This is a genomic window from Alphaproteobacteria bacterium, from assembly GCA_040218575.1.
Classification (GTDB): domain Bacteria; phylum Pseudomonadota; class Alphaproteobacteria; order JAVJRE01; family JAVJRE01; genus JAVJRE01.
The window spans coordinates 493,067-514,576 of sequence record JAVJRE010000007.1 but is presented as its reverse complement, the minus strand read 5'-3'; the positions used below and the strand labels follow the sequence as shown (position 1 = coordinate 514,576).

18 protein-coding genes are annotated in these 21,510 nt (G+C 66.7%); 8 read left to right on the top strand and 10 right to left on the bottom strand.

Annotation, left to right across the window (positions count from 1 at the left end; translation table 11 throughout):
• Nucleotides 1-29 precede the first annotated feature (29 nt).
• Nucleotides 30-749: an MIP/aquaporin family protein gene (locus tag RIE31_11765; GenBank protein ID MEQ8641261.1), complete on the top strand. Its 720-nt coding sequence runs from the start codon at nt 30-32 to the stop codon at nt 747-749.
• Here the strand turns inward: RIE31_11765 and RIE31_11760 are convergent.
• Both RIE31_11760 and RIE31_11755 read right to left on the bottom strand, forming a co-directional pair.
• Complete coding sequence (locus RIE31_11760) at nt 746-2,263, bottom strand: Ppx/GppA family phosphatase (protein MEQ8641260.1); 1,518 nt, start codon at nt 2,261-2,263, stop codon at nt 746-748. The genes RIE31_11765 and RIE31_11760 overlap by 4 nt on opposite strands.
• Nucleotides 2,264-2,315: 52 nt before the next feature.
• Entirely contained in the window at nt 2,316-4,553 is a 2,238-nt protein-coding gene (locus tag RIE31_11755) for an RNA degradosome polyphosphate kinase (protein ID MEQ8641259.1), read from the bottom strand.
• A 278-nt stretch (nt 4,554-4,831) separates the two neighbouring features.
• Here RIE31_11755 and RIE31_11750 point away from each other — a divergent pair, with 278 nt between their 5' ends.
• The 4 genes from RIE31_11750 to RIE31_11735 are packed head-to-tail and all read left to right on the top strand — an operon-like array spanning nt 4,832 to nt 7,966.
• Entirely contained in the window at nt 4,832-5,842 is a 1,011-nt protein-coding gene (locus RIE31_11750) for a hypothetical protein (GenBank protein MEQ8641258.1), read from the top strand.
• Nucleotides 5,839-6,759 (top strand): allantoinase PuuE, encoded by a 921-nt coding sequence (gene puuE, locus RIE31_11745; GenBank protein ID MEQ8641257.1) that lies wholly within the window; start codon nt 5,839-5,841, stop codon nt 6,757-6,759. Before RIE31_11750 ends, puuE begins: the two co-directional genes overlap by 4 nt.
• The gene (locus RIE31_11740; GenBank protein MEQ8641256.1) at nt 6,756-7,784 is read left to right on the top strand and encodes an NAD(P)-dependent oxidoreductase; all 1,029 of its coding nucleotides are present in this window, start codon (nt 6,756-6,758) and stop codon (nt 7,782-7,784) included. Before puuE ends, RIE31_11740 begins: the two co-directional genes overlap by 4 nt.
• 47 nt (nt 7,785-7,831) lie before the next feature.
• Complete coding sequence (locus tag RIE31_11735; GenBank protein MEQ8641255.1) at nt 7,832-7,966, top strand: hypothetical protein; 135 nt, start codon at nt 7,832-7,834, stop codon at nt 7,964-7,966.
• Nucleotides 7,967-7,997: 31 nt separating this feature from the next.
• Here RIE31_11735 and RIE31_11730 read toward each other — a convergent pair whose 3' ends face one another.
• From RIE31_11730 to RIE31_11715, 4 genes are all read right to left on the bottom strand, one after another.
• Nucleotides 7,998-9,002: a 2-oxoglutarate and iron-dependent oxygenase domain-containing protein gene (locus RIE31_11730; GenBank protein ID MEQ8641254.1), complete on the bottom strand. Its 1,005-nt coding sequence runs from the start codon at nt 9,000-9,002 to the stop codon at nt 7,998-8,000.
• 46 nt (nt 9,003-9,048) lie between these two features.
• Nucleotides 9,049-10,299, bottom strand: coding sequence for a Xaa-Pro peptidase family protein (locus RIE31_11725; GenBank protein ID MEQ8641253.1), 1,251 nt, complete (start codon nt 10,297-10,299; stop codon nt 9,049-9,051).
• Nucleotides 10,300-10,497: 198 nt separating this feature from the next.
• Entirely contained in the window at nt 10,498-10,923 is a 426-nt protein-coding gene (locus RIE31_11720) for a VOC family protein (protein MEQ8641252.1), read from the bottom strand.
• Nucleotides 10,924-10,960: 37 nt separating this feature from the next.
• Nucleotides 10,961-11,686 (bottom strand): Crp/Fnr family transcriptional regulator, encoded by a 726-nt coding sequence (locus tag RIE31_11715; protein MEQ8641251.1) that lies wholly within the window; start codon nt 11,684-11,686, stop codon nt 10,961-10,963.
• Between the two features lie 131 nt (nt 11,687-11,817).
• On the opposite strand from RIE31_11715, the gene RIE31_11710 reads away from it, so the two are divergent.
• From RIE31_11710 to RIE31_11700, 3 genes are all read left to right on the top strand, one after another.
• Nucleotides 11,818-13,311 (top strand): M81 family metallopeptidase, encoded by a 1,494-nt coding sequence (locus RIE31_11710; protein ID MEQ8641250.1) that lies wholly within the window; start codon nt 11,818-11,820, stop codon nt 13,309-13,311.
• Nucleotides 13,312-13,382: 71 nt separating this feature from the next.
• The gene (locus RIE31_11705) at nt 13,383-14,912 is read left to right on the top strand and encodes a tryptophan 7-halogenase (GenBank protein MEQ8641249.1); all 1,530 of its coding nucleotides are present in this window, start codon (nt 13,383-13,385) and stop codon (nt 14,910-14,912) included.
• A 31-nt stretch (nt 14,913-14,943) separates the two neighbouring features.
• On the top strand, nt 14,944-16,416 hold the full coding sequence (locus RIE31_11700; GenBank protein MEQ8641248.1) for a sulfatase-like hydrolase/transferase: 1,473 nt from the start codon (nt 14,944-14,946) through the stop codon (nt 16,414-16,416).
• A 6-nt stretch (nt 16,417-16,422) separates the two neighbouring features.
• Here the strand turns inward: RIE31_11700 and RIE31_11695 are convergent, their stop codons facing one another.
• The 4 genes from RIE31_11695 to RIE31_11680 all read right to left on the bottom strand — a co-directional run bounded on the left by RIE31_11695 (nt 16,423) and on the right by RIE31_11680 (nt 21,502).
• Nucleotides 16,423-17,694 carry a multidrug effflux MFS transporter gene (locus tag RIE31_11695; GenBank protein MEQ8641247.1) on the bottom strand — a complete coding sequence of 424 codons (1,272 nt, stop codon included), beginning with the start codon at nt 17,692-17,694 and terminating at the stop codon, nt 16,423-16,425.
• A gap of 118 nt (nt 17,695-17,812) precedes the next feature.
• Nucleotides 17,813-18,256 carry a GNAT family N-acetyltransferase gene (locus RIE31_11690; protein MEQ8641246.1) on the bottom strand — a complete coding sequence of 148 codons (444 nt, stop codon included), beginning with the start codon at nt 18,254-18,256 and terminating at the stop codon, nt 17,813-17,815.
• A 5-nt stretch (nt 18,257-18,261) separates the two neighbouring features.
• Nucleotides 18,262-19,446, bottom strand: a complete 1,185-nt coding sequence (locus tag RIE31_11685) for an aminotransferase class V-fold PLP-dependent enzyme (protein MEQ8641245.1) — start codon at nt 19,444-19,446, stop codon at nt 18,262-18,264.
• Nucleotides 19,439-21,502, bottom strand: coding sequence for a CocE/NonD family hydrolase (locus tag RIE31_11680; protein ID MEQ8641244.1), 2,064 nt, complete (start codon nt 21,500-21,502; stop codon nt 19,439-19,441). The genes RIE31_11685 and RIE31_11680 overlap by 8 nt, the downstream gene beginning before the upstream one ends.
• Nucleotides 21,503-21,510 lie beyond the last annotated feature (8 nt).

Genomic DNA, 21,510 nt, shown 5'->3' with positions numbered 1-21,510 from the left:
CCGACGTCATGCAAACCGTCGTTGCGACGATGGACAATGGCCATACGGTCGTCCATTGGAGTGTGACGCGGCGGCTGGCGGCCGAGGTGCTGGGCACCGCCTTCCTGCTGGCGGTGGTGATTGGCTCCGGCCAGATGGGCGAGGACCTGTCCAACGGCATCGCCGGACTTGGCCTGCTGGCCAACGCGCTGGCGACCGGCGCCATTCTGGCGGTGCTGATCCTGATGCTTGGCCCTGTGTCGGGGGCGCATTTCAATCCGGCGGTGACTCTGTCGCAATGGCGTCTGGGCACCATCCCCGGCCGCCTGGCCCTGGCCTATGTGGCGGCGCAGGTCGTCGGCGGTCTCGTCGGCGCGGCGGTGGCCCAGCTTATGTTCGACCTGCCGGTGCTTGCGGCAAGCCAGGTGGCGCGGTCGGGTTCAGGTCTGTGGCTGGCGGAGTTCGTCGCGACCTTCGGTCTGGTGGCGACCATTCTCGGCTGCATCCGCTTTCGCCCCGATGCGGTCGCCTATGCGGTCGGCCTCTACATCACCGCCGGCTACTGGTTCACGGCTTCAACTTCCTTCGCCAATCCGGCGGTGACGCTGGCCCGAACCCTGACCACTACCGGCGCCGGTATCCGGCCGGAACATGCACCGGCCTTCATGTTCGTGCAGGTGGTTGCGGCGTTGTCGGCGACGATCGTCTGCCGCTGGCTCTTTGCCCTGCAGTCACCGGGCGGACGGGCATCGGCTGACGTCCTGGACTAGACCGCCGGCTGTTCCGCGCGCCACGCTTGATACGCCTTGTCGGCGGCGACCAGCCGACGGCCGATCAGCTCGTCCATGATGGCGGCACCCGTTCCCGGCAGGTCCAGCGCCACGCCTTTTCCCGTCAAGGTCGGCCGCGTCGCCGCCAGAATGTCCGGCATGCCGCCTGAAAGCGACAGGGCCAGGCGCAGCGCCTGCCCCAGGAAGACGGCGCGCTTGCCGACCTCTTGCGTCAGAAGGTCGATAGGAAAGTCCTGCGGCGGCTGGCTGGCGCCGGCGTATCGGGCATGAACGGCGAGGGCGATAAAGACGCGCTCGTCATGGCGCAGCCCCAGCGTCGGTAGATAGAGAACGCGGTCGCGGGCGTGATCGGCACGGCGATCGGGATGGTTGCGCCAGCCGATATCCGCCAGGTGACAGGCGGCGAGACGCAGCCGCCGGTCATGCGGCGATTCCGTGGAAAAGAGAGGGGCCAGCCAGTCGGCCAGGGCCTGGCCGATGGCGGCGGACCGATTTTCGCGATGGCCGACCGCGCGGGCGGTGGCAATCAGCGGGTCCTGCCGCCGGACGGTCTCGTCCATCAGGTCATAGAGATGGCCTTCGCGCAGGCCGAATGAGGAAAAGACCAGCCGGGACGGCTGTAGCCGCAGCAGCACACGCTCCATCAGAATGGCCGCCAGGGGCAGAGTCTCTATGCGGCGGCGGGGCACGCCGGCCATGCGGCCGAGCGAGCCGTGGCTCATACCGGCAATGGCGCGGGCAAGATTCCGCATGTCGCCGGCCGCCATGGCGTAGCCATGAACGATGTCCAGGGGATAGTCATGCTGGCGCATATGGATGCGGGCCAGGGCACGCCAGGCGCCGCCGACCGGATAGAAGGTCTGGTGGCGTGCCCGGTCGATCCAGGAAATGGCGGCGAGCGCCTGATCCATGGCGCTGGTGGCGGCGGCGGCATCGAAGGACCCGTTATCGAGAAAACGCAGCGGGCCGACAGCCAGAGTGGCGGCGCCACCGATCCGGCCGCCATCAAGCTGCACCAGTTCCAGGCTGCCGCCACCCAGGTCGCCGGCGGTTCCGGTGGCGTCCGGGTCGGCCGAGGCAACGCCCAGGGCGGCCAGTCGTGATTCCTGCTCGCCGGTCAGTACGGTGACCGGGCTGCGGGCCCGGCGTTCCGCTTCGGCAACGAAAGCGGCGCCATCCGCGGCATCACGCACCGCCGAGGTGGCCAGCAAGTCCAGCCGGCTCGCGTGCATGGCGCGGGCCAGATGGGCATAGCGCTCCAGGCTGGCGAGGGCGAGGGCGACGGCGTCGGGGTTGAGGCGGCCGCCGTTGGCCAGGCCGCGACCGAGACCGCATAGGGTACGCTCGTTGAACAGCACCGCCGGCGCGCGGTCACGCGCCTCGAACACAACCAGGCGGACAGAGTTGGAGCCGATGTCGATGACGCCAATGCGCCCGGCCGGCGGCAGCGGCAGCGTGGCCGGATCGTCGTTCTGAGAGCGGTCCCGCCTCATGGCCCGGTCACGCCGTTGGCCGGCGGCCGTAGTGGCGCGCTTGCCAGCGCAATCAGGCGCTGTCTGGGGCCGGCACCGGACGCGGCCGGAAACGGGCGGTGGGCGAATCGGCCAGGCTCAGCGGCGCCGCCGCGTCGCCGGCAAGCGCCCGCCCCCGCCCCGACAGAGAGGGGTTGGTCATGAAATAGTTGTGGGCGCTGAACGCGTCGGCGGGCGCAGCGATCCGGGAGTAGGTGCCGTCGGGGCCTAGGAGCCAAGTCTGGGCCTCGTCCTTCAAATTGGCGACCATGATCTGATCAAGCACCTGACGGTGGACTGTCACGTTGCCGATGGGCACCAGGGTTTCCACGCGCCGGTCCAGATTTCGCGGCATCCAGTCGGCCGAGGAAATATATACCTTTGCCTGGTCCGATGGCAGACCGTGACCGGCCCCGAAACAAACTATGCGACTGTGTTCCAGAAAGCGGCCGACGATGGAACGAACGGTGATTCTCTCCGAAAGGCCGGGCAGTCCCGGCCGCAGGCAGCAGATACCGCGGACCACGAGCTGGATGTCGACTCCGGCCTGGCTGGCCCCATAGAGCGCGTCGATGATTCCGGCGTCCACCAGCGAGTTGAGCTTGGCCCAGATGTGCGCCGGTCTGCCGGCGCGGGCGTGATCGGCCTCCTCGGCAATGAGACGGAGCAGGGTCTGACGGAGATTCACCGGCGCCACCGCCAGCTTGGCCAGGGCCTTGGGCTCGGCATAGCCGGTCATATAGTTGAACAGCACGGCGGCGTCACGGCAGAGAACCGGATCGCACGTGAAGTAGGAGAGGTCAGTGTATATGCGCGCGGTGACCGGATGATAGTTGCCGGTCCCGAAATGGGCGTAGGAACGGAGCGTGTTATTCTCGCGCCGCACCACCAGCGCGACCTTCGCATGGGTCTTAAGGTCGAGGAATCCGTAGACCACCTGAACGCCGGCCCGCTCCAGGTTTCGCGCCCAGCGGATGTTGCGTTCCTCGTCGAAGCGGGCCTTGAGTTCGATCATGGCGGTGACCGATTTGCCGGCCTCCGCCGCCTCGGTCAGCGCCCTGAGAACAGGTGAGTCCTCACTGGTGCGATACAGAGTCTGCTTGATGGCAACCACCGCCGGATCCTGCGCCGCCTGGCGGACGAACTGCACCACCACGTCAAAGCTTTCATACGGGTGGTGGACGATGATGTCCTTATGTTGGATGGCGGCGAAGCAATCCCCGCCGAAATCGCGGATACGCTCTGGAAAGCGCGTCTCGAACGGCGGAAAAAGCAGGTCCGGGCGGTCATCCACGATGAGCTGTCTGATATCCGCCAGGCCAAGGATGCCGTCATGGACGACGACGTCATGCATGTGGGCATCAAGTTTGCGAACAAGAAAGGATCGCAGGTCAGATGGCATGCCGGCGCTGATGTCGAGACGGATGACGATGCCGCGACGGCGGCGGCGCAGGGCGTTTTCATAGACCCGCACCAGGTCTTCCGCTTCCTCCTCGATTTCCACGTCGCTGTCCCGGATGACGCGGAACAAACCGGTTCCCCGCACGTCAAAGCCGGGAAAAATCCGATCGACATGCGCCGCGATAATATCCTCCAGCGCAATGACGCGGCGCGGCCCGTCAGCCGCCGCTTCCACCGGCGATGCGGGCAGGGCGACAAAGCGGTCGATCTGCGGCGGGATCAGAACCAGCCCGTCCATGAGCTCGCCGTCGCTCTGGCGCCGCATTTGCAGCGCCATGCCGAAGCCGAGGTTGGGGATGAATGGAAAGGGGTGGGCCGGGTCGAGAGCGATCGGGGTCAGACAGATAAAGACCTCAGCGGCAAAATAATCGGCCAGCCAGCGGCGCTCCGCCGCGGTCAGGCTGTCGGCGCGGACCACCTCTATCCCGTGGTCGCTCAGTTCGCGCTGGGTGTTGATCCAGCAGGTCTGCTGATTCTCGATGAGACGGGCGGCCTCCAACCGGATCGGCTCCAGTTGCTGAGCCGGGCTGAGGCCATCATCCGCCGGGCTGACGATACCGGCCTGCACCTGCTCCACCAGTCCCGACACGCGGACCATGTAAAACTCATCAAGATTGCTGGCGGAAATGGACAGAAAGCGCAGCCGCTCCAGAACCGGATGGCGCGGGTCGGCGGCCTGCTCCAGCACACGGTTGTTGAAGGCGAGCCATGACAGTTCCCGATTGATGAAACGCTCGGGCGAGGTGGCCAGCGCGACGCGGTCAGGCGCGCTGGCCGGGTGGGCGGCGGACGGGACGGCGTCCAGGCTCATCAGAGACTCCGGGGCAGGGGGAACAAGTACATCTAGCAGCGAATTGTGACAGTAGAATGAACCGGACCCGGCTGACGGCGGCATGGGACGGCGGCAGGGGGCGGGACGTCCGGCCGAGTCCGGAGGTTGGGGCAGCCGGTTATCCTATCATACCGGAACGAACCGCAGGAGCGCGGCCCTGGGCTGTGGCCGGTCGGACCATTTGGGGGGACTGGTGGGCGGTGGCCGACCGCGCCATGGTAGCGCCGTATCGCCACCACGTTTCATCTCAGATCGCCATGCCCCAGCCCACTGTCACGATGCTCGGCGCCGACGGCCCTCTGTTACTGGCCGGCCGGCCGCCGGCCGGCCTGTCGCCGGTGGCGGGCGATGTGCGGTTCAGCGCCCGGCGGCACCTGGCGCCGGGCCGGCCCCGTCGTCGCATCCGGCTGGATGAGATCGGCTACAGCCGCCGCCAGGCGGAAGGGTTTCCGGGCCCGGTGGCGCTGGCCGGCCCCTTTCGCCTGCTGAGCGAGGAGGGTGTGCGGACAGCCGGACGGATCATCCGCCGTCTCGCCCGGGAGCGGCGACTGGCGCCGGACCTGCCGAGTCTGATTCGCGGCGGGGTTTATCGCTCGCGCTTTCTGGACGGGCTGTGCGCGTCGCCGGAGGTGACGGCCCATGTCTCGCATATGCTGCACTGCGCGGTGGCGCCGCACCCACTGCTGCTCAACCGCGCCCACACCAATCTGGCGCCGGACGACGCGGCACTGGGGCGTGACCGCTGGCATGCGGGCTCCGTGCCGTTTGTCATCATGCTGGCGATTGCCGAACCGGCAGATGACCATGCGGATGATTTTCAGGTGTGGCGCGGCCGCGTGGCCGACGGTCTGGCCCGTCTCGCCGCCGGCAAGCCGCTGACCGCGGGACGCCGGGAGTCCACCGGGCTGGTGCGGCCCGGATTTGCCATTGCCATGCAGGGACCGGCGATCCTCCACTGGATTCGCGACATCAGCCGTGTGCCGGGCCGCATTACGCTGGTCAACTGCTATGTGCCGGCCGATCCGGCGGCGGTGGACAGGACAGAACTTGCCGGATTACAGGCGACCGACCCGGACATGCTGCTGTTGCCGGAATATGCCCGCATGACCGCGCGGCAGACCGCCCGGCGGCTGGATCAAGTGGCCGACCAGATCCGCGCCGGCCAGCCGGCGGCGGATCTGGCCCGGACTCTGGCTGCCAGCCGTGACGGGCTGGACCGCGCCATCGCTCAGTTGACCAAAGCCAAAGCAAGAGGACGAAAGATATGAACGACGGCTATCCGCGTGACCTTATCGGCTATGGCGCCGAGCCGCCCCACGCCCAGTGGCCCGGCCAGGCCAAGGTGTGCATCTCGCTGGTCATCGCTGTCGAGGAGGGGTCGGAATATTCCATCCTGCACGGGGATGCCCACTCGGAGTCGATCCTGTCGGAAGTGGCCGGCCTGACGCCTCTGCCGGGCCAGCGCGAAGTCAATATCGAGAGCATGTATGAGTATGGCAGCCGGGCCGGCTATTGGCGGATCATGCGCTCGCTGACCTCCCGCGGACTGCCGGCGACGGTCTATGCGGTGGCCATGGCGCTGGAGCGCAACCCGGCCGCCGGTGAAGCCGCCGTCAAGGCCGGGTTCGAGGTCATGAGCCACGGGTATCGCTGGATCAACTATCACGGCATGGACGAGGCGCTGGAGCGTGAGCACATGGAGAAGGCGGTGGATATCATCGCCCGCATCTGTGGCAAGCGCCCGGTCGGCTGGTGCACCGGCCGGCCGAGCATGAACACCCGGCGCCTGGTGGTGGAGGAAGGCGGCTTTCTCTACGATTCAGATTCCCTGTCGGATGATCTGCCATACTGGGAGACGGTGGCCGGCAAGGGCCATCTGGTGCTGCCCCATCAGTTCGACAACAACGATACCAAGTTCGTGCACCCCAACGGCTTTTCCTATGGGGGCCACTACGAGCATTATCTCAAGGACAGCTTCGATGTGCTGTACCGCGAAGGCGAGGTGGCGCCGAAGATGATGACCATCAGCCTGCACTCGCGCATTGTCGGCCGTCCCGGCCGCATCCTGGCGCTGGAGCGGTTCCTCGACTACGCCATGAAGCACGACGGCGTGTGGTTCGCCACGCGGGAGGAGATCGCCCGGCACTGGATGGCGACCCATCCCTATCAGGCAGGTGGCGCATGACCCTTGTGGTCACCGGCGGCACCGGTTTCGTTCTCAGCCATCTGGTGCGCCAGTGGCTGGAGAAGGACCCGTCGGCCGAGGTCATCGTGGTGGACCGGTCGGCACCGGACAAGGCAGCGGAAGTGTTCTTTCGCCCGGTGCGTCACCGCATCCGCTTCATCGCCGCCGATATCGGCGACTGGCAGGCATGGTCTGGCGCAATAGACCCCGCGGTGGTGAGCCGGGTGGTGCACGGCGCCGCGGTCAGCCCCATCGCCCCCGACCCCAGCGTCAACCCGGACAAGGACAATCCGGCACGGACCCTGGCCATCAATATCATGGGCACGGTCAGGGCTCTGGACTGGGCGAGGCAGTTGCCCAACCTCAAACGCTTTATCTATCTCAGCTCCGGCGTATACGGATATGGCCATCAGGGCCAGCCGGACGATCCGCCGGAACCTCCGATCACGGAGGACGAGCCGCTGCAGCCGGATGCGGCGCTCTATGATATTTCCAAGGCAACGGGCGAGCGTCTGGTGCGGCGCTTTGCCGACCTGTTCGGCCTGTCGGCGCTGAGCGTGCGGCCGTCGGCTATTTATGGGCCCATGGACCGCGACACCGGCGCGCGCAACGTCCATCCGGTGCCCTGGCATATGGCGCACCGGGCAGTGGCCGGCCAGGCGTTCCGGGTCAACAGCCTGCAAGGATCCTATGACTGGCTGTACGCGCCGGACGTGGGCCGCGCCATGGTTCATCTGCTGGAGGCGGATGCGCCGCGCCACGCGGCCTACAACATCGGCTATGGCGAGCGGGCGACGATCAGCGATCTGGCCGAGGGCGTGCGCCTGGCGGCGCCCGACTTCGCCATCAGTGAAGCGCCGGCGGCGGCGGCCGACTATGTGCAGCCGCTGCACATGCGCGGCGGAGTCTGGCGGGTGCGCAGCCGGGCCCGTCTGGAAGACGAGTTCGGCTGGCGGCCGACACCGCACCGGGACGCCATGGCCGATTATGTGCGCTGGCTGCGGGACTCCGGCGCCGGCAGCTAGCGTCCGCCGGGCCCGAGCGCGCGGCGCTGGATCACGGCTATGACGAAATGCGTCTGAATACCCATGCAGACATGACGGAGACCATCCGGCTCTGCGAACGCAACGGCTGGGCGCAGATCGCTACGGCGGGCAAGACGGTCCGCATGGGCAAGACGCTGTCTTCGGGGAAGTCGCCGGTCTGACCGCGACGGCCGGCGGCCTCTCCGGCGCTGCTCAGGACTGTGCTTGTGCCTTTGCCGCTGCCGCCGCCTGGCGGCTGAACTTGTCGATATGGTGGGCACCGGCAGTGACCGGCGCGAAGCGCGCCGGATGCTCCGCATCAACACAGGTCGGCAAGGCGGTCACTTCGATGTCGGGATTGATCTCCTGGAAATAGGCCAGAGAGATACGGCGACTGCCCAGCGCCTTGTCACGGGGTGGATTGACCACCCGGTGCAGGGTGGAGACCCAGCGGTCATTGGTCCAGCGCGCCATCAGATCGCCGATATTGATGATAAAGCCGCCTGGCAGACGGGGCGCGTCGGCCCATTTGCCGGTCTTGTCCAGCACCTGCAGCCCGCCCGGTGCGTCGTCGGGACGGAGAATGGTGAGCGTGCCGAAGTCGCTGTGGACGCCGGCGCGGAGCTGGCCGGGTCTGGGCTCTTCGGCCTGGTCGGGATAGTGGATGGCCGAGAGGATGCTGAAATGACGATCCATGCGACAGAGGAAATAATCCTCCTCCAGATCCAGGGCGAGAGCAAAGGCGCGCATGAGGGTGCGGCCCAGCTCTTCCAGGTCGCGATAATAGGCCTGCCAGGCCGGGCGCAGCGCCGCCGGCTTTTCCGGCCACAGATTGGGAGAACGCAGGGTCGCCAGAGCCCCCGGCGCGGACGGGTAGGGCTGCAGCGCGCCGATGGTCAGGCTCTCCTTGAGGTCGGGCGGGGTTTCCTCGCCTTCGGTCGCGGCCAGAGCGCCGCCGCCGAGCGGAATATAGCCCCGCACGATGTTGGCGGCCGGCTGGCGGATGGCCATCTTCTCCGCCATGGGCCGGTCAAAAAAGGCGCGAGCGGAGTCGTAGCAGGCCTGGATTCGCGCCTCGTCAATGCCATGGCCGACGACGCCGAGAAAGCCGATTTCGCGGCACGTCTGGTCTATGAGACGAGCCACTTTCCGCTTGGCGGATTCATCGCCGGTGCGGAAGGGTGTCAGGTCTATGACCGGAAAGGCTGTATCCGCCATGGTGCGCTCATATTGCTGTAGTAGACCGGAACGGCGCCGCTGCCGGTCAGGACAGCAACGCCTCGTCGTAGGGATAGGTGGAGAGGAGCTGATAGCCATTCTCGGTGATCAGCACCTGCTGCTCCATCTTGACGCCCTCTGCGCCGCTATCGGCGCCGATATAGCTTTCAACGCAGATGGTCATGTTCTCCAGCATCACATCGTCCGGGTCGGTCAGCTTGTCCATTTCGCCGCGGTGAACGATGGCCGGCCATTCATCGGCCATGCCGACACCGTGATAGAGCGGGTAGGCGTTGGCCGCATAGGCATTGGGAATGCGCCAGCTCTTTTCCACCAGCTCACGGAACGACATGCCGGGCTTGAGCAGCGCCATGTTGTGTTCGATCTGTTCGACCGACAGCTTGTAGAGGGTCTTTTGCTCTTCGCTCGGCTTGCCGGGGCCGCAGTGGAACGTGCGGCTGATGTCGGCGCAATAGCCGAAGGGACCGATGAGGTCGGTGTCGAAGGCAATCAGGTCGCCGGGACGGATCATCCGTTCGCCGCATTCCTGGAACCACGGATTGGTGCGGCCACCGGAGGCCAGCAACCGCGTCTCAATCCACTCGCCGCCCATCTCGATATTGGTCTGGTGGAGGATGGACCACAGTGCGTTTTCCGTAAGGCCGGGCTTCAGCGCCTCGTGCATACGGGCCATGCCGGTCTCGCACACCGAAATGCAGACATTCATGCAGGCGATTTCTTCCGGCCCCTTGACGGCGCGGGCGCGCTCCACCGGCATCTGGGCATCGGTGACGGTTATTCCGCGATCCTGCAGCAGGGCGACGCCCTTATAGTCCAGATGGTCGAAGGCGATGCGATGATTGCCGCCGCAGCGTTCCTTGACCAGGTCGGCGATCTCGTCGGCCCATTGCACGGCCCGCTCGTCTGCCTTGCCGCCGGCGACAAAATAGAACCACATGATGGCCGGCCGCACCTCGCCGATGGACTCCAGCGCCCTGGCCGCCTGGAGAGCGCCTACCGCATCAAACTCAAACAGGACAGGCTTGCCCTCCGCCGGCACGAACGCATAGCGGCAGGCATTGTGCAGCGACCACACGGCCATCTGTCGGCTGCCGGTGGCATAGCGCACATTGATCGGGTCGTAGAGGACAGCGCCACCGAGGTCCAGGCGCCGTAGCTCCGCCTGCAACCGCTTGAGACGGAAGGCGCGCAGCGCCACCATGTCGATCTGCGCCTCATAGTCCTTGATCCCGGCGCCGGGCGTGTTCTTTGCCACCATCGTTATGTCAACCGACATGTCGCCTTCCCCCCAAAAAGAGCATTGAGCAGCGTTCTGAAAGGCTGCCGGTGTCGCACCACAGGGCTGTGCCGGATCCCGCGAGGGGTCAGGCACAGCCCTGTTTTCAACGGGGAGTGTGGACCCGGTTTGGTTCCGGCTCAAGCCGATTCAACGCGCTGCCTGAACTATTCCGGCCGGACCGATTCGGGGCCAGACCTATTCAGGGTGGAAGAGCGTCTCGGCGTGAGCGAGGCAGTTGAACTCCAGCGCATTGCCGCTGGGATCACGCAGGAACATGATGAGTTGCTCGCCACGGCGGCCGGCATCCAGCCGCTGCGGCCTGGTGATGAACTCCACGCCGGCGGCGGTGAGTCGTTCAGCCAGGGCGTTGAAGGCCGGCTCGTCAAGGATGGCACCGAAATGGCGCGACGATATGTCATCGTCGTGAATGGGCTGGCCAGCCGCCAGACGGTCGGCCCGGGGATGGCGATAGGCCGATACCTTGTGACCGAAGAAGTCGAGCACGATCCAGTCCGGGCTTTCCGCCCCCGCCGTGCACCCGATCAGATTGACATAGAAGTCCTTCGCTTCCGGCACGTCGCGTACGGTGAAGGCCAGGTGGAAGGGCGGTCGCGCGGTCATAGTTCCTCCTGCAGGGTCGCAGCATCGCTAAGGGTGGTCAGGCGGCGTGGTCATGGGCCGACATACCGTCAATCAGGGATTGAAGCGCCCGCGGCTCGGCAATGACAAGGCCGCGGCCCGCCCGGCTGGCGATGCCCGTGGCGGTCAGGTGGGAAAGGGCGCGGGCAACGGTTTCGCGCGTGGTACCGGCCAGGCTGGCGATGCGGGCATGGGCCGGCAGGCGCTCAATGCGTACGCCGTCGCCGTCGGTATTGCCGGCTGCATTGCCAGCCGCCTCCTGGGTCATGTGCTGTATCTGACGATAGACCCGCTGCAGGGCGGAGAGAGTGGTCAGGTCCATGACCCGGTCATCCAGCGCCCGCACCATGCCGGCGAGACGGCGCAGCACGGACCAGGCCATGTCCGGATGGTCGGCCAACAGGCGGCGGAAGGCGGCGCGCGGCAGCATGGCAAGACGGCAGTCGGTCAGGGCGACGATGGCGGCGGAGCGTGCACCGCCGTCTATGGCCGACAGCTCGCCCAGATAGTCGCCGGCCGAGAGGGTGGCGAAGGCCACTTCGTGGCCGGTGCGGGAATAGTTGAACACGCCGACCGCGCCCCGCGTGATGAACAGCACGTCGTGACCGCCGCTGTCGCGATCGAAAATGGTCTCGCCTTGGGCCACCTCGCGCCAGGCGCACTGGCCGGCCAGGCGGGCGCGGGCCGCGCCGTCGAGCGGCGCCAGCAGGGTGATGGCATCCAGTGCGGTCGTATGGTCAGCCATCCGCTCGGTCCTTCGGCAAGCTCCGCCGGTGAGTGTGGCAGACGGCGGCGGCGGCCTGAAGGCCGGCCGCGACCGCTTGGAGGCCGACACCGACCGGCGCATGATGTCGGCCTGGCCAACGGAGCGCTCCCATGAAACTGTTTGCCGCCTCTCTGGCGACCGAGACAAATGCCTATTCGCCGATCCCGACGGACCTGAACAGCTTCAGGGATACGCTGTGGTTTGAAGGCGGCAGCCATCCCGACCATCCGACCCTGATGACCGCGCCCCTATGGGTGGCGCGGCGGCGGGCGCAGCAGGAGGGGTGGAATCTGGTGGAGGGGCTTTCAGCCTGGGCCGAGCCTTCGGCTGTCGTGCGGCGCGATGCCTATGAGGCCATGCGCGACCAGATTCTGGCGGAACTCAGCGCTGCCCTGCCGGTGGATGGTGTGGTGCTGGGTCTGCACGGCGCCATGGTGGCGGACGGCTATGATGACTGTGAGGGCGATCTGCTGGCGCGCATGCGTGCCATGGTTGGGCCAGACGTGGTGATCGCAGCGGAACTGGACCTGCATTGCCATCTGACCCGGGCAATGACCGACGCCGCCGATATTCTGGTCATTTTCAAGGAGTATCCGCACACGGACTTCGTCGAACGTGGCGAGGAAGTGGTGGATTTGTGCCTCCGGACCATCCGCCACCAGATACGTCCGGTCATGTCGGTGCATGACTGCCGCATGATCGGTCTGCACCTGACCAATCGTGCGCCCATGCGCGGATTTGTCGAATCGCTGTTCGCGGCAGAGCGTGAGCCAGGGATTCTCTCGGTCTCGCTGGCGCATGGCTTCCCCTATGCGGATGTGCCGGAGACCGGCGCCAAGGTGCTGGTGGTGAGTGACGGCGAAGCCAGCCGGCCAGCCGGCGAAGCCCTGGCCACACGCCTGGGCCATGGGTTCTTTGCCTTGCGTGGTCAGACCATGCCGCCGCTGGTGGCGGCCGGACAGGCGGTGGACGAGGCACTGGCGGCGGGCGGCGGGCCGTGGGTGCTGGCCGACCCCACGGACAATCCCGGCGTCGGCGCGCCGTCGGATTCCACCGTGCTGCTGCGTCACCTGCTGGAGCGCGGCATCGCCGATGCGGCGGTGGGGCCGATCTGGGATCCGATGGCGGTGGCCATGTGCCATGCCGCCGGCGAGGGCGCGGAACTGGCCCTGCGGTTCGGCGCCAAGGTGGCGGCGGCGTCGGGCCAGCCGGTGGACGCCCGGGTGCGGGTCATCCGCGCCACGGCCGACGCCAGGCAGAGTTTTGGCAAGGCGCGGGTAGCCATGGGCGATGCGGCGGCGGTCGAAATACTGCCGGACGGCCGGACGGATGACGGAGCCGGCAGCGGCGGCGGCCCGGCGGTGGTGCTCACCAGCTTCCGTTGCCAGGGCTTCTCGCCGGACCTGTTCACCGGCATGGGAGTGACGCTGGCCGACCGGCGCGTGGTGGTGGTCAAGTCGACCAACCATTTCTCCGCCGCCTTCGCGCCCATCGCCAAAGGCATTGTCTATGCGGACTCCGGCGGGGTGGTGACCTATGACCATGCCAGCCTGCCGTATCAGCGGGTGCCGCGTCCCATCTGGCCGCTGGATCCGGTGAACTGATGCGGGCCGCGGTTTGACCGGCTGAACCGCGCTCCATAGTGTGCCCCGGATGAACGGGTCAGGGGGATCATGTGGCACTGAAACTCAATCGCATACTTGTGGTCGGCGGCGGCACGGCGGGCTGGATTGCCGCCACCTGTCTGAATGAGTGCATGCGTCGCGCCGGCGCCGGTGCGGAAGTGGCTTTGCTGGAATCGGAAGCCATCGGCATCATTGGCACCGGCGAAGGCTCGACCCCCATTCTGCGACGCTTTCTTGACGAGTTCATCGGCGACGAAGACTCCTTCCTGCGCGAGACCGGCGCCACCTTTAAACTGTCGGTGCTGTTCCAGGGCTGGCAGAAGGACAAGGTCTATACCAACCCCTTTGAGAGCGTGAACTTCGACGGCCTGCCGCCGGGGTCGCCGGTGCATTTCGACTATCTGCGCGCCGCCTGTGTGGCGCGGGGCGAGGATCTGGGACTGGCGCTGGGTTTTCATCCCCACCTGCTGCGCCAGAACAAGGCGCCGATGCTGCAGAAGGGTAATGAGGTGGAGCGGCTCGGCACCTATTCTTATCACTTCGACGGCCATTCGGTTGGCGCCTGGCTGTCGAAGCGGGCGCAGGCCGAAGGCGTCAAGCGCATCGAGGGCAAGGTCGTCGAGGTCCGGAAGGACGAAAGCGGCAATGTGGCCAGCCTGGTGCTGGAGGACGGCCGCATCGAGACAGCGGATTTCTTCGTGGACTGTTCCGGATTCCGCCGCCTGCTGGTGGGTGAGGCCATGGGCGAGCCGTGGATTGATTACACGCCGTTCCTGCCGGTCAATTCGGCCATTCCCTTCCCGGTCAAGCGCAAGGACACGGACCCCATCCGCAGCTATACCGGCGCCACCGCCATGAAAGCCGGCTGGATGTGGGAGATCCCGCTGCAGCACCGGATCAGCCAGGGCTATGTGTTCTGCGATGCCTTCACCACGGCGGAAGAGGCGCAGAAGGAAGTGGAGGCTCTGCTGGGGCACGAGATCGAGCCGGTGCGGCACATCCGCTTCACCACCGGCCGGCTGCGCAACATGTGGGTCAGGAACTGCGTCGCCATCGGCCTGTCCTCCAACTTTACCGAGCCGCTGGAGGCGACAAGCATCGGTATCTCCATCGCCCAGAGTCTGTCGCTCAGCTCAGTTCTGGTCGAGGGGCTGAGCGACGACTCACCGGTCAAGCGCAAATACAATGCTCAGATCGCCGAGGTCTGTGACGGCATCCGCGATTTCATCGCCCTGCACTACCGCACGCCGCGCAATGACACGCCGTTCTGGCAAGCGGTCAACGCCGAGATCAAGGTGCCGGACAGCCTGGCGGAGAAGATGGACCTGTGGCGTCAACGGATGCCACAGCCGGGCGACGAATGGGCGCACATGCAGATCTTCGGTCACGCCCAGGACTTCTATGTGGGGCAGGGGGTCGGCGTGTTGAGTCCGGAAGTGGCGCAGCGCGAGATGGACTTTCACGGGGCCTGGCCGCTGGCCGAACAGATTCTGGGGCAGATCAAGGGCGCCGTGCCGCAAATGACCGGCCAGGCCATGGACCACCGGGCCTATCTGGAGCGCGTGAATCAGGCTGGCTGAACCATGAGATCTGAACCATGAGGTCTGTACCATGGTAGCGCCGCCCAATGTGGTGTGGCTGGTGAGCGATCATCAGGCGCTGGGCAACCGCCCGGCCATGGCCCGGTCCTTTGCGGTGCAGTCAGGCCTGGCGGACCATGGGGTGACCTTCACCAACGCCTATACGGTCCTGCCCATCTGTACGCCGTCGCGGGCCAGCATGTTGACGGGGCTTTATCCGCACAATCACGGCCTGACCGAGAATGAAGGTCGTTTCGGCGGCCGGCCGGGACTGGACCATGGCGACTGGCTGGTTCATCAGCCTTTCGCGGCGGCGGGCTATCGCTGCGGCTGGTTCGGCAAGTGGCACCTGCATCCGACGCAATCGGCGGCTGACTTCGGCTTCGAAGGGTTTTCCCTACCGGGCTATGGCTATCCCTACGGGGCCGATGCCTATGGCGATTATCTGAAGCGGTGGCGGCTGCCGCCACCGGTGGTGGAAATCGAGATGCCGGGCGAGTCCGGCCGGCCGGCCGGGGAGAGGGTCGCGTTGCGCGACGCCGCGAGCTGGTTTGATTTCGAAGCAGGCACCGCGCTGCTGCACGGCCCGGCCGAAACCCACGAGGCCTTTTTCGTCGCCCGGCTGGCCGGCGAATGGCTGAAGACGGTGGCCGGCGAGCCTTTTTTTCTGCGGGTGGACCCATGGGGACCGCACCCGCCCTATATGGTCGCGCCGCCCTTCCGGGACACCGTGGCAAACAGCGGCTTTGCACTGGGCGCGGGCTTCCATGCGGACCTGCGCGAGCGGCCGGCCCATCACCGTGCCTATCGCGATGGCTGGGCCCGGACCCTGGGTCTGGACGAAGCGGGCTGGCGGCATATGACCGCCCGCAGTCTGGAGCAGGCCGCCCTGGTGGAGGCGGCGCTGGCCAGCGTGCTGACAATGCTGGAGGAGCTCGGCCTTCGCGACAATACCATTGTCGTGTTCTCCGCCGATCATGGCGATGCGGTGGGCTCCAATGGCGGTGTCGCCAATAAGGGCGGGCTGCTGGTGGAGGAGACCCTGCGGGTGCCGCTGGTCATGGCCGGTCCGGGCCTGCCGGCGGGGCGGGTCAGCCAGTCGCTGGCGGCCAATATCGACCTCGCGCCCACTTTGCTGGAGCTGTGTGGCCTGGCCGGCGATGCCAGCGATCAGCCGTTCGACGGGGTCAGCCTGGTGCCCGGGCTGAACCAGCCGGCCAGCCAAACGCGGCAGGGACTGATGCTGGAGCACTACGGGCTGCATGAGCTTATCGTGCAGCGGGCCTATCTGGCCGACGGTTGGAAGCTGGTGGTGCAGGATGATGGCTTCATCGAACTGTATGACCTGCCGCGTGATCCGTTCGAGATGAACAACCTGGCGCGGCGCGAGGAATGCGCCGGGCGCCTGGCGGAACTGCTGGCCGGTCTGCGCCGCGAGATGCAGCGGACCGGCGATGATGACAACCGCCTGGCTGGTCTGCTGCGCTCGCAAGCGGCCGGATGACGCCGGTCAATCGGTGACGGGCGCGGAGCGGCACAGACGCCCGCGCTCGGTGACCAGCAGGACGATCAGCGTGGCGCTGGCCGACACCGTAAAGCCGAGGGCCAGCGGCGTCGCCGAGCCGTCGAAAGCCTGGCCGATGAGAAAACCGCCGCCGGCGCCGATCAGGATGGTCACGGCGCCGATCAGCGACGAGGCGATGCCGGCAACCTTTTGCTGCGGCTCCATGGCCAGCGCGTTGAAATTGGCGAACACCAGACCCGCCAGCAGCATGGCCATGACCTGCAGAGGCATGAAGGTCCACACTGTCAGCCAGCCGGTCAGGGCGAGGGCCAGCATGGTCAGGGCGACCGCCAGAAAGGTGAGGGTCGCCCCGTGGCTCAGGGAGCGCATGCCCATGCGCTCCACCAATAGAGCGTTGATGAAGGAGGACACGGCGATACCTCCGGCCAGCACCGCAAAGGCCAGCGGAAACCAGTCGCCGAGGCCGAACACCTGGCCCAGAAGCTGTTGCGCCGAATTGACGAAGCCCAGGAGCGCGCCGAAGAAAGCGCCGCTGGCCAGGGTGTAGCCGACGGTCTGACGTGAGCCGAAAATGGAGCGGCCTGCCTGCAGGATCGGCCCCGGGCGAATGGCCCGCCGCCACTCCGGCCGCAGGGTTTCCGGCAGCCATCGCCAGCAGACAACGAACATGACCGCCGCATAGACCGCCAGGACGGCAAAGATCGCCTGCCAGGGGGCGGCCAGAAGAATCAACTGACCGATGGATGGCGCCAGTATGGGCATGGCCATGAAGACCATCATCACCAGTGACATGACGCGGGCCATCTGCCGCCCGCCATAGCAGTCGCGGACGGCAGCGACACCGACGACACGCGGCGCGGCGGAGCCGAGCCCCTGAATGAAGCGCGCCACCAGCAGCGCCGTCATGTCCGTCGAAACGGCGGAGGCAATCGCCGCCAGGCCATAGACCAGCAGGCCGGCCAGCAGAATCGGTCGCCGGCCAAAGCGGTCTGACAGCACGCCCATGAACACCTGGCCAACACCAAACCCCACCAGGTAGGCGGTGATCACCGTCTGCGCCGCGTTTGCATCGGCCAGAGCGAAGGCTTGCCGGAAGTGCGGCAGGGCCGGCAGCATGATGTCGATGGCCAGGGCGTTGAGCGCCATCAGGGCGGCCATGACGGCGACGAACTGGCCGACGCTGAGCGGCGCATGGACCTGCGCCGCGGTGGCGGCGGGCGACAATGCAGCGGGCTGGCCGGGAGAGGTCTGGGACATGGTGCCTGTGGATGGATGTGCGAAAGGAGAGCCGGGAGCGGCGCGGCCGGCAGTGTTCCACAGCAACGGCGGCGGGTCTTGCCCCCGCACCCGATCCGGCCGGTCGTGGTAGGCCCGTTCAGTCGGCCAGGCGACGGATGTAGCTGACGGTCCGCTCTACCTCGCTGAAGCCCATGCTGTGATGCCAGGCATGGCTGACGGTGTTGTCCAGCAGGGCGTCGGAGCCCAAGTCCTCGCATCCCTGCTGGCGGGCCCACGCCGCGACCCGGTGCAGCAGCGCCGTGGCGATGCCCTGCCGCCGGTGGTCGGGTGCGACCCAGATGCCTTCGAGGAAGGCGGTGTCGGGTGCCGCGGCACCCGGCACATAGGCGCGGCGGCGCACTTCGGCGAAGGCGACCGGCCGGCCGTGGCGTTCTGCGACGAACGCAGCGAAGCCGGGGTCGGCGAACAGGCGGTCCAGCTCGCTCTGGTGAGCCGCTGGCGTATGGGGCCACAGATTGCCGCGCAATACCGCCAGACTGTCCCGTTCGTCGGGCATGATCCGGCGAATGGGAACGGTCACCGCGATCAGCCGGCGACGGCCCGTCCCGCCGCCGTATCGCTTGCGCCCATGGTTTCAACCCTACGCAGGATGATGGCGCACATCTCCGCCATTTCATCATCGTTGAGCGCACGAGGATCGATGAACAGATAGTTACCCGCGGTTGGCATGGCGCGCACGGCGACCGCCGGATCGCCGGCATAGAGCGCGGCCGCCAGGGCGCGGGCGTCGACGCCGGTGGCCGCCTGATCGAAGTGGACTTCCAGATCAGGCCAGGGATTGCCGGTCGGGTCGGCGCCGACCCGCGTCGTAACGCCGGGCCGGCCGGCGAAAGCCTGCTCGGCGATGGCCAACCGGTCCAGCAGGGTCTGGCGCACGGCGGCCGTATCCTGGGTCTGCCAGCGTTCCAGTGCGGCAAGTGCCCCGAGAATCCCCTCCTTGCCTACCTTCATGGCACGACCGATGCCGGCGGCCTGGTGGGCGAGCACGGCGCGGATCAGGTCCGCCCGCCCGGACACCACGCCGGAGGTGGGGGCGGCGAGGAACTTATGGCCGCTCTGGATGACCAGATCGGCGCCATCGCGGTGAAAGCGGTGGAGGTCTGCCTCGGCCGCCGCATCGACGACGACCGGCACACCACGGCCATGGCAGATAGCGGCAAAGGTGGGCAGGTCCAGCAGCCCGTCCTGCTGGCTGTGCCACGAGGCGACGAACAGGCCCGCGGCAGTCTGCTCGGTGATGACTGATTCCAGGTGGCTGGCGTTGCACGATGCACCGGAGACCGGGCGCAGGCTCCGGGCCGGCGTACCGGCGGCGACCACCGTACCCCCGGCCAGCCGCACCGCCTGGGTCACCTCCTGGCCATAGCTGACGAAGTGGCCGGTCATCAGGACGATCTCGTTCTTCATGCCGCCTGTATCCGGCAACTGCCGCACTCTGGCTTCGTCTGCGCCGGCCATGCAGGCGGCCACGGCCAGGGTGATGCCGGCGGCGGAGCAGGCGGTGATGCAGCCACTTTCCGCACCGGTGGCACGGGCGATGACCGGGCCCGCCCGTTCGTGCAGCTCGGCCAGGACGAAGCTGCGGGCAAGCGCCCAGTCGGCCACCTGACGCAGCGCCGGCGGCACCGGCGAGGCGGTGTTGATGGTCAGGGTGCCGCTGGCGTTGAGCAGCCGGCGCAGTCCCCAGCGCCTGTAGAGATCGTCACACATGGTCGCGGGGAATGGTCAGGTTCCACACCTTGGAGTGGATGCGTTTGTCCTTTTCATAGGTGTCGCAGGTGCCTTCGAGGAAGAAGTGCGCCGTGTCGCAGGTCAGCCGCGTCTTCAAATCGAAATGGATGGGCGAGTCCGTACGACCCATGTCCTGGGTACGATACTCGATCATCTCGGCGCTGGTGGGATCGCCTTCGCGGATGCGCGCGGTCTCGTCCTTGGTGCCGCCGACGGTCATGCCATGAGTGTCGATGCGGTAATGGCCGGCATCCACCCGGTTGATCACGTCGGTGGTCTGGGTCGCCGCGTCGGTGTGGATGATGCGCGCATAGCTTTCCGGCCGCAGCCAGGTGACCGGCGGCGGTGAGGCGCCCTCGGGCTCGGAATTGGGCTGCTGCCAGTCGGCGTCGGGACGCGGCGCGCGCTGCGGCAAGGTCAGCACCGCGTCGGCCGTGTCCACCGTCAGGGTCGCCGCTTCCGGCGATGGCCAGACCAGCGGCCAGTAGGTGGTGGACAGGGCCAGGCGCATGCGATGGCCCTGGCGGAAAGCGTGGGCGCAGTCGTTGAGTTGCAGCCGTACGCGCACCTTGCGGCCCGGTTCCAGCGGCCGCGGATGCTCATGGCTTTCGCGATGGGTCAGGTTCAGCACGCCATAGCTGACCCGCGCCGAGGCGCCGTCCGGCGCCACGTCGCACAGGCGGGCGATGAGGTTGGCCTGGGGCTTGTCGCTGGCGAGCGTCAGCTCGATCACCGGTGCCCCCAGGATCTCTGTGCGCTGGTCGAGAACCGGCGAGTCGAAGACCACCGACTTGCCGTCATCCTCACGCTGGTCGGTGGCGAACTCCGCGCCGGTACCGCCGGTACCGCCGGGGCACCATTCGCCGCCGGCGAGCCCGTTGGTCTGGGGCGTGCGGACCGTGACAATGGCCTTTTCACCCTGCGCCCCGTCGAGACGACCGGGCGCCAGGTGCAGTGGAGTCGCCTTGATATGGGGCGAGGGCCAGGACGGTTCTGTCACCCAGCGACCGGGCACATAGTCATAGCGCGCGGTCAGGGGCAGGTCTTCCTGCATGTAGGCGCGGTACATGGGCAGGTTCATGATTCCGTTGTCCACGCTTTTGAGCCAGTGATCCCACCAGCCCACCGCCTCGGCCAGCCAGTTGTAGGCCGGATCGGGGAAGCCCACATGAGGGAAGGCGTGCTTCCACGGGCCCACCAGCCCCAGACGCGGCACGTCGAGATTCTGCAACAGGCGGGCGACGGTGTTGGAGTAGCCGTCGAGCCAGCCGGCGCAGGCATAGACCGCGCATTTGATGCGGCTGTAGTCCTCGCACGCCGATCCCGGCTTCCAATAGTCGTCGCGCCGCTGATGACGCAGCCAGGTTTCGATGGAAAACGGCATGTTATCGAGGCGCTCCTGCCACATCTGGCGCCAGCGCTGGCCGACGATCTTGCCGTCGGGCGGGCGCGGAAAATTGCCGAAGAAGACGGTGCCCCAGTCCATGATGTCGGTCAGCAGGCAGCCGCCCATATAGTGCATGTCGTCGGAATAGCGATCATCGGTGGAACAGCTTGTGATGATCGCCTTGAGCGACGGCGGAGCCTCGGTCGCCACCTGTAGCGCGTTGAATCCGCTCCACGAATTGCCCAGCATCCCGACGTTTCCGGAGCACCAGGGCATGCGGGCCAGAAGTTCGATAACTTCTGCGCCGTCCTTGATTTCCGGAATGTCATATTCGTCGAACATCAGGCCTTCGGAATCGCCCGAACCGCGCTGGTCCACCCTGACCGCGGCATAGCCATGGCCGGCGAAATACTTGTGCATGGTCTCATCGCGGACGGCGGTGAAGTCGCGCTTGCGGTAGGGCATGTATTGCAGAACCACCGGCACGGGATTGCGCTCTGCATCGTCCGGCATCCAGGCGCGGGCCGCCAGTTTCGTGCCGTCGGCCAGCGTCAGCCAGAAGTTCTCGATCTCCACAACCTTGTGCGGAAAGTCCGTCTGAATCTTGAGCGCCATGCGGCCCTCCCTTTCGCTGTGTAGTTTGCTCATGGCTGTGC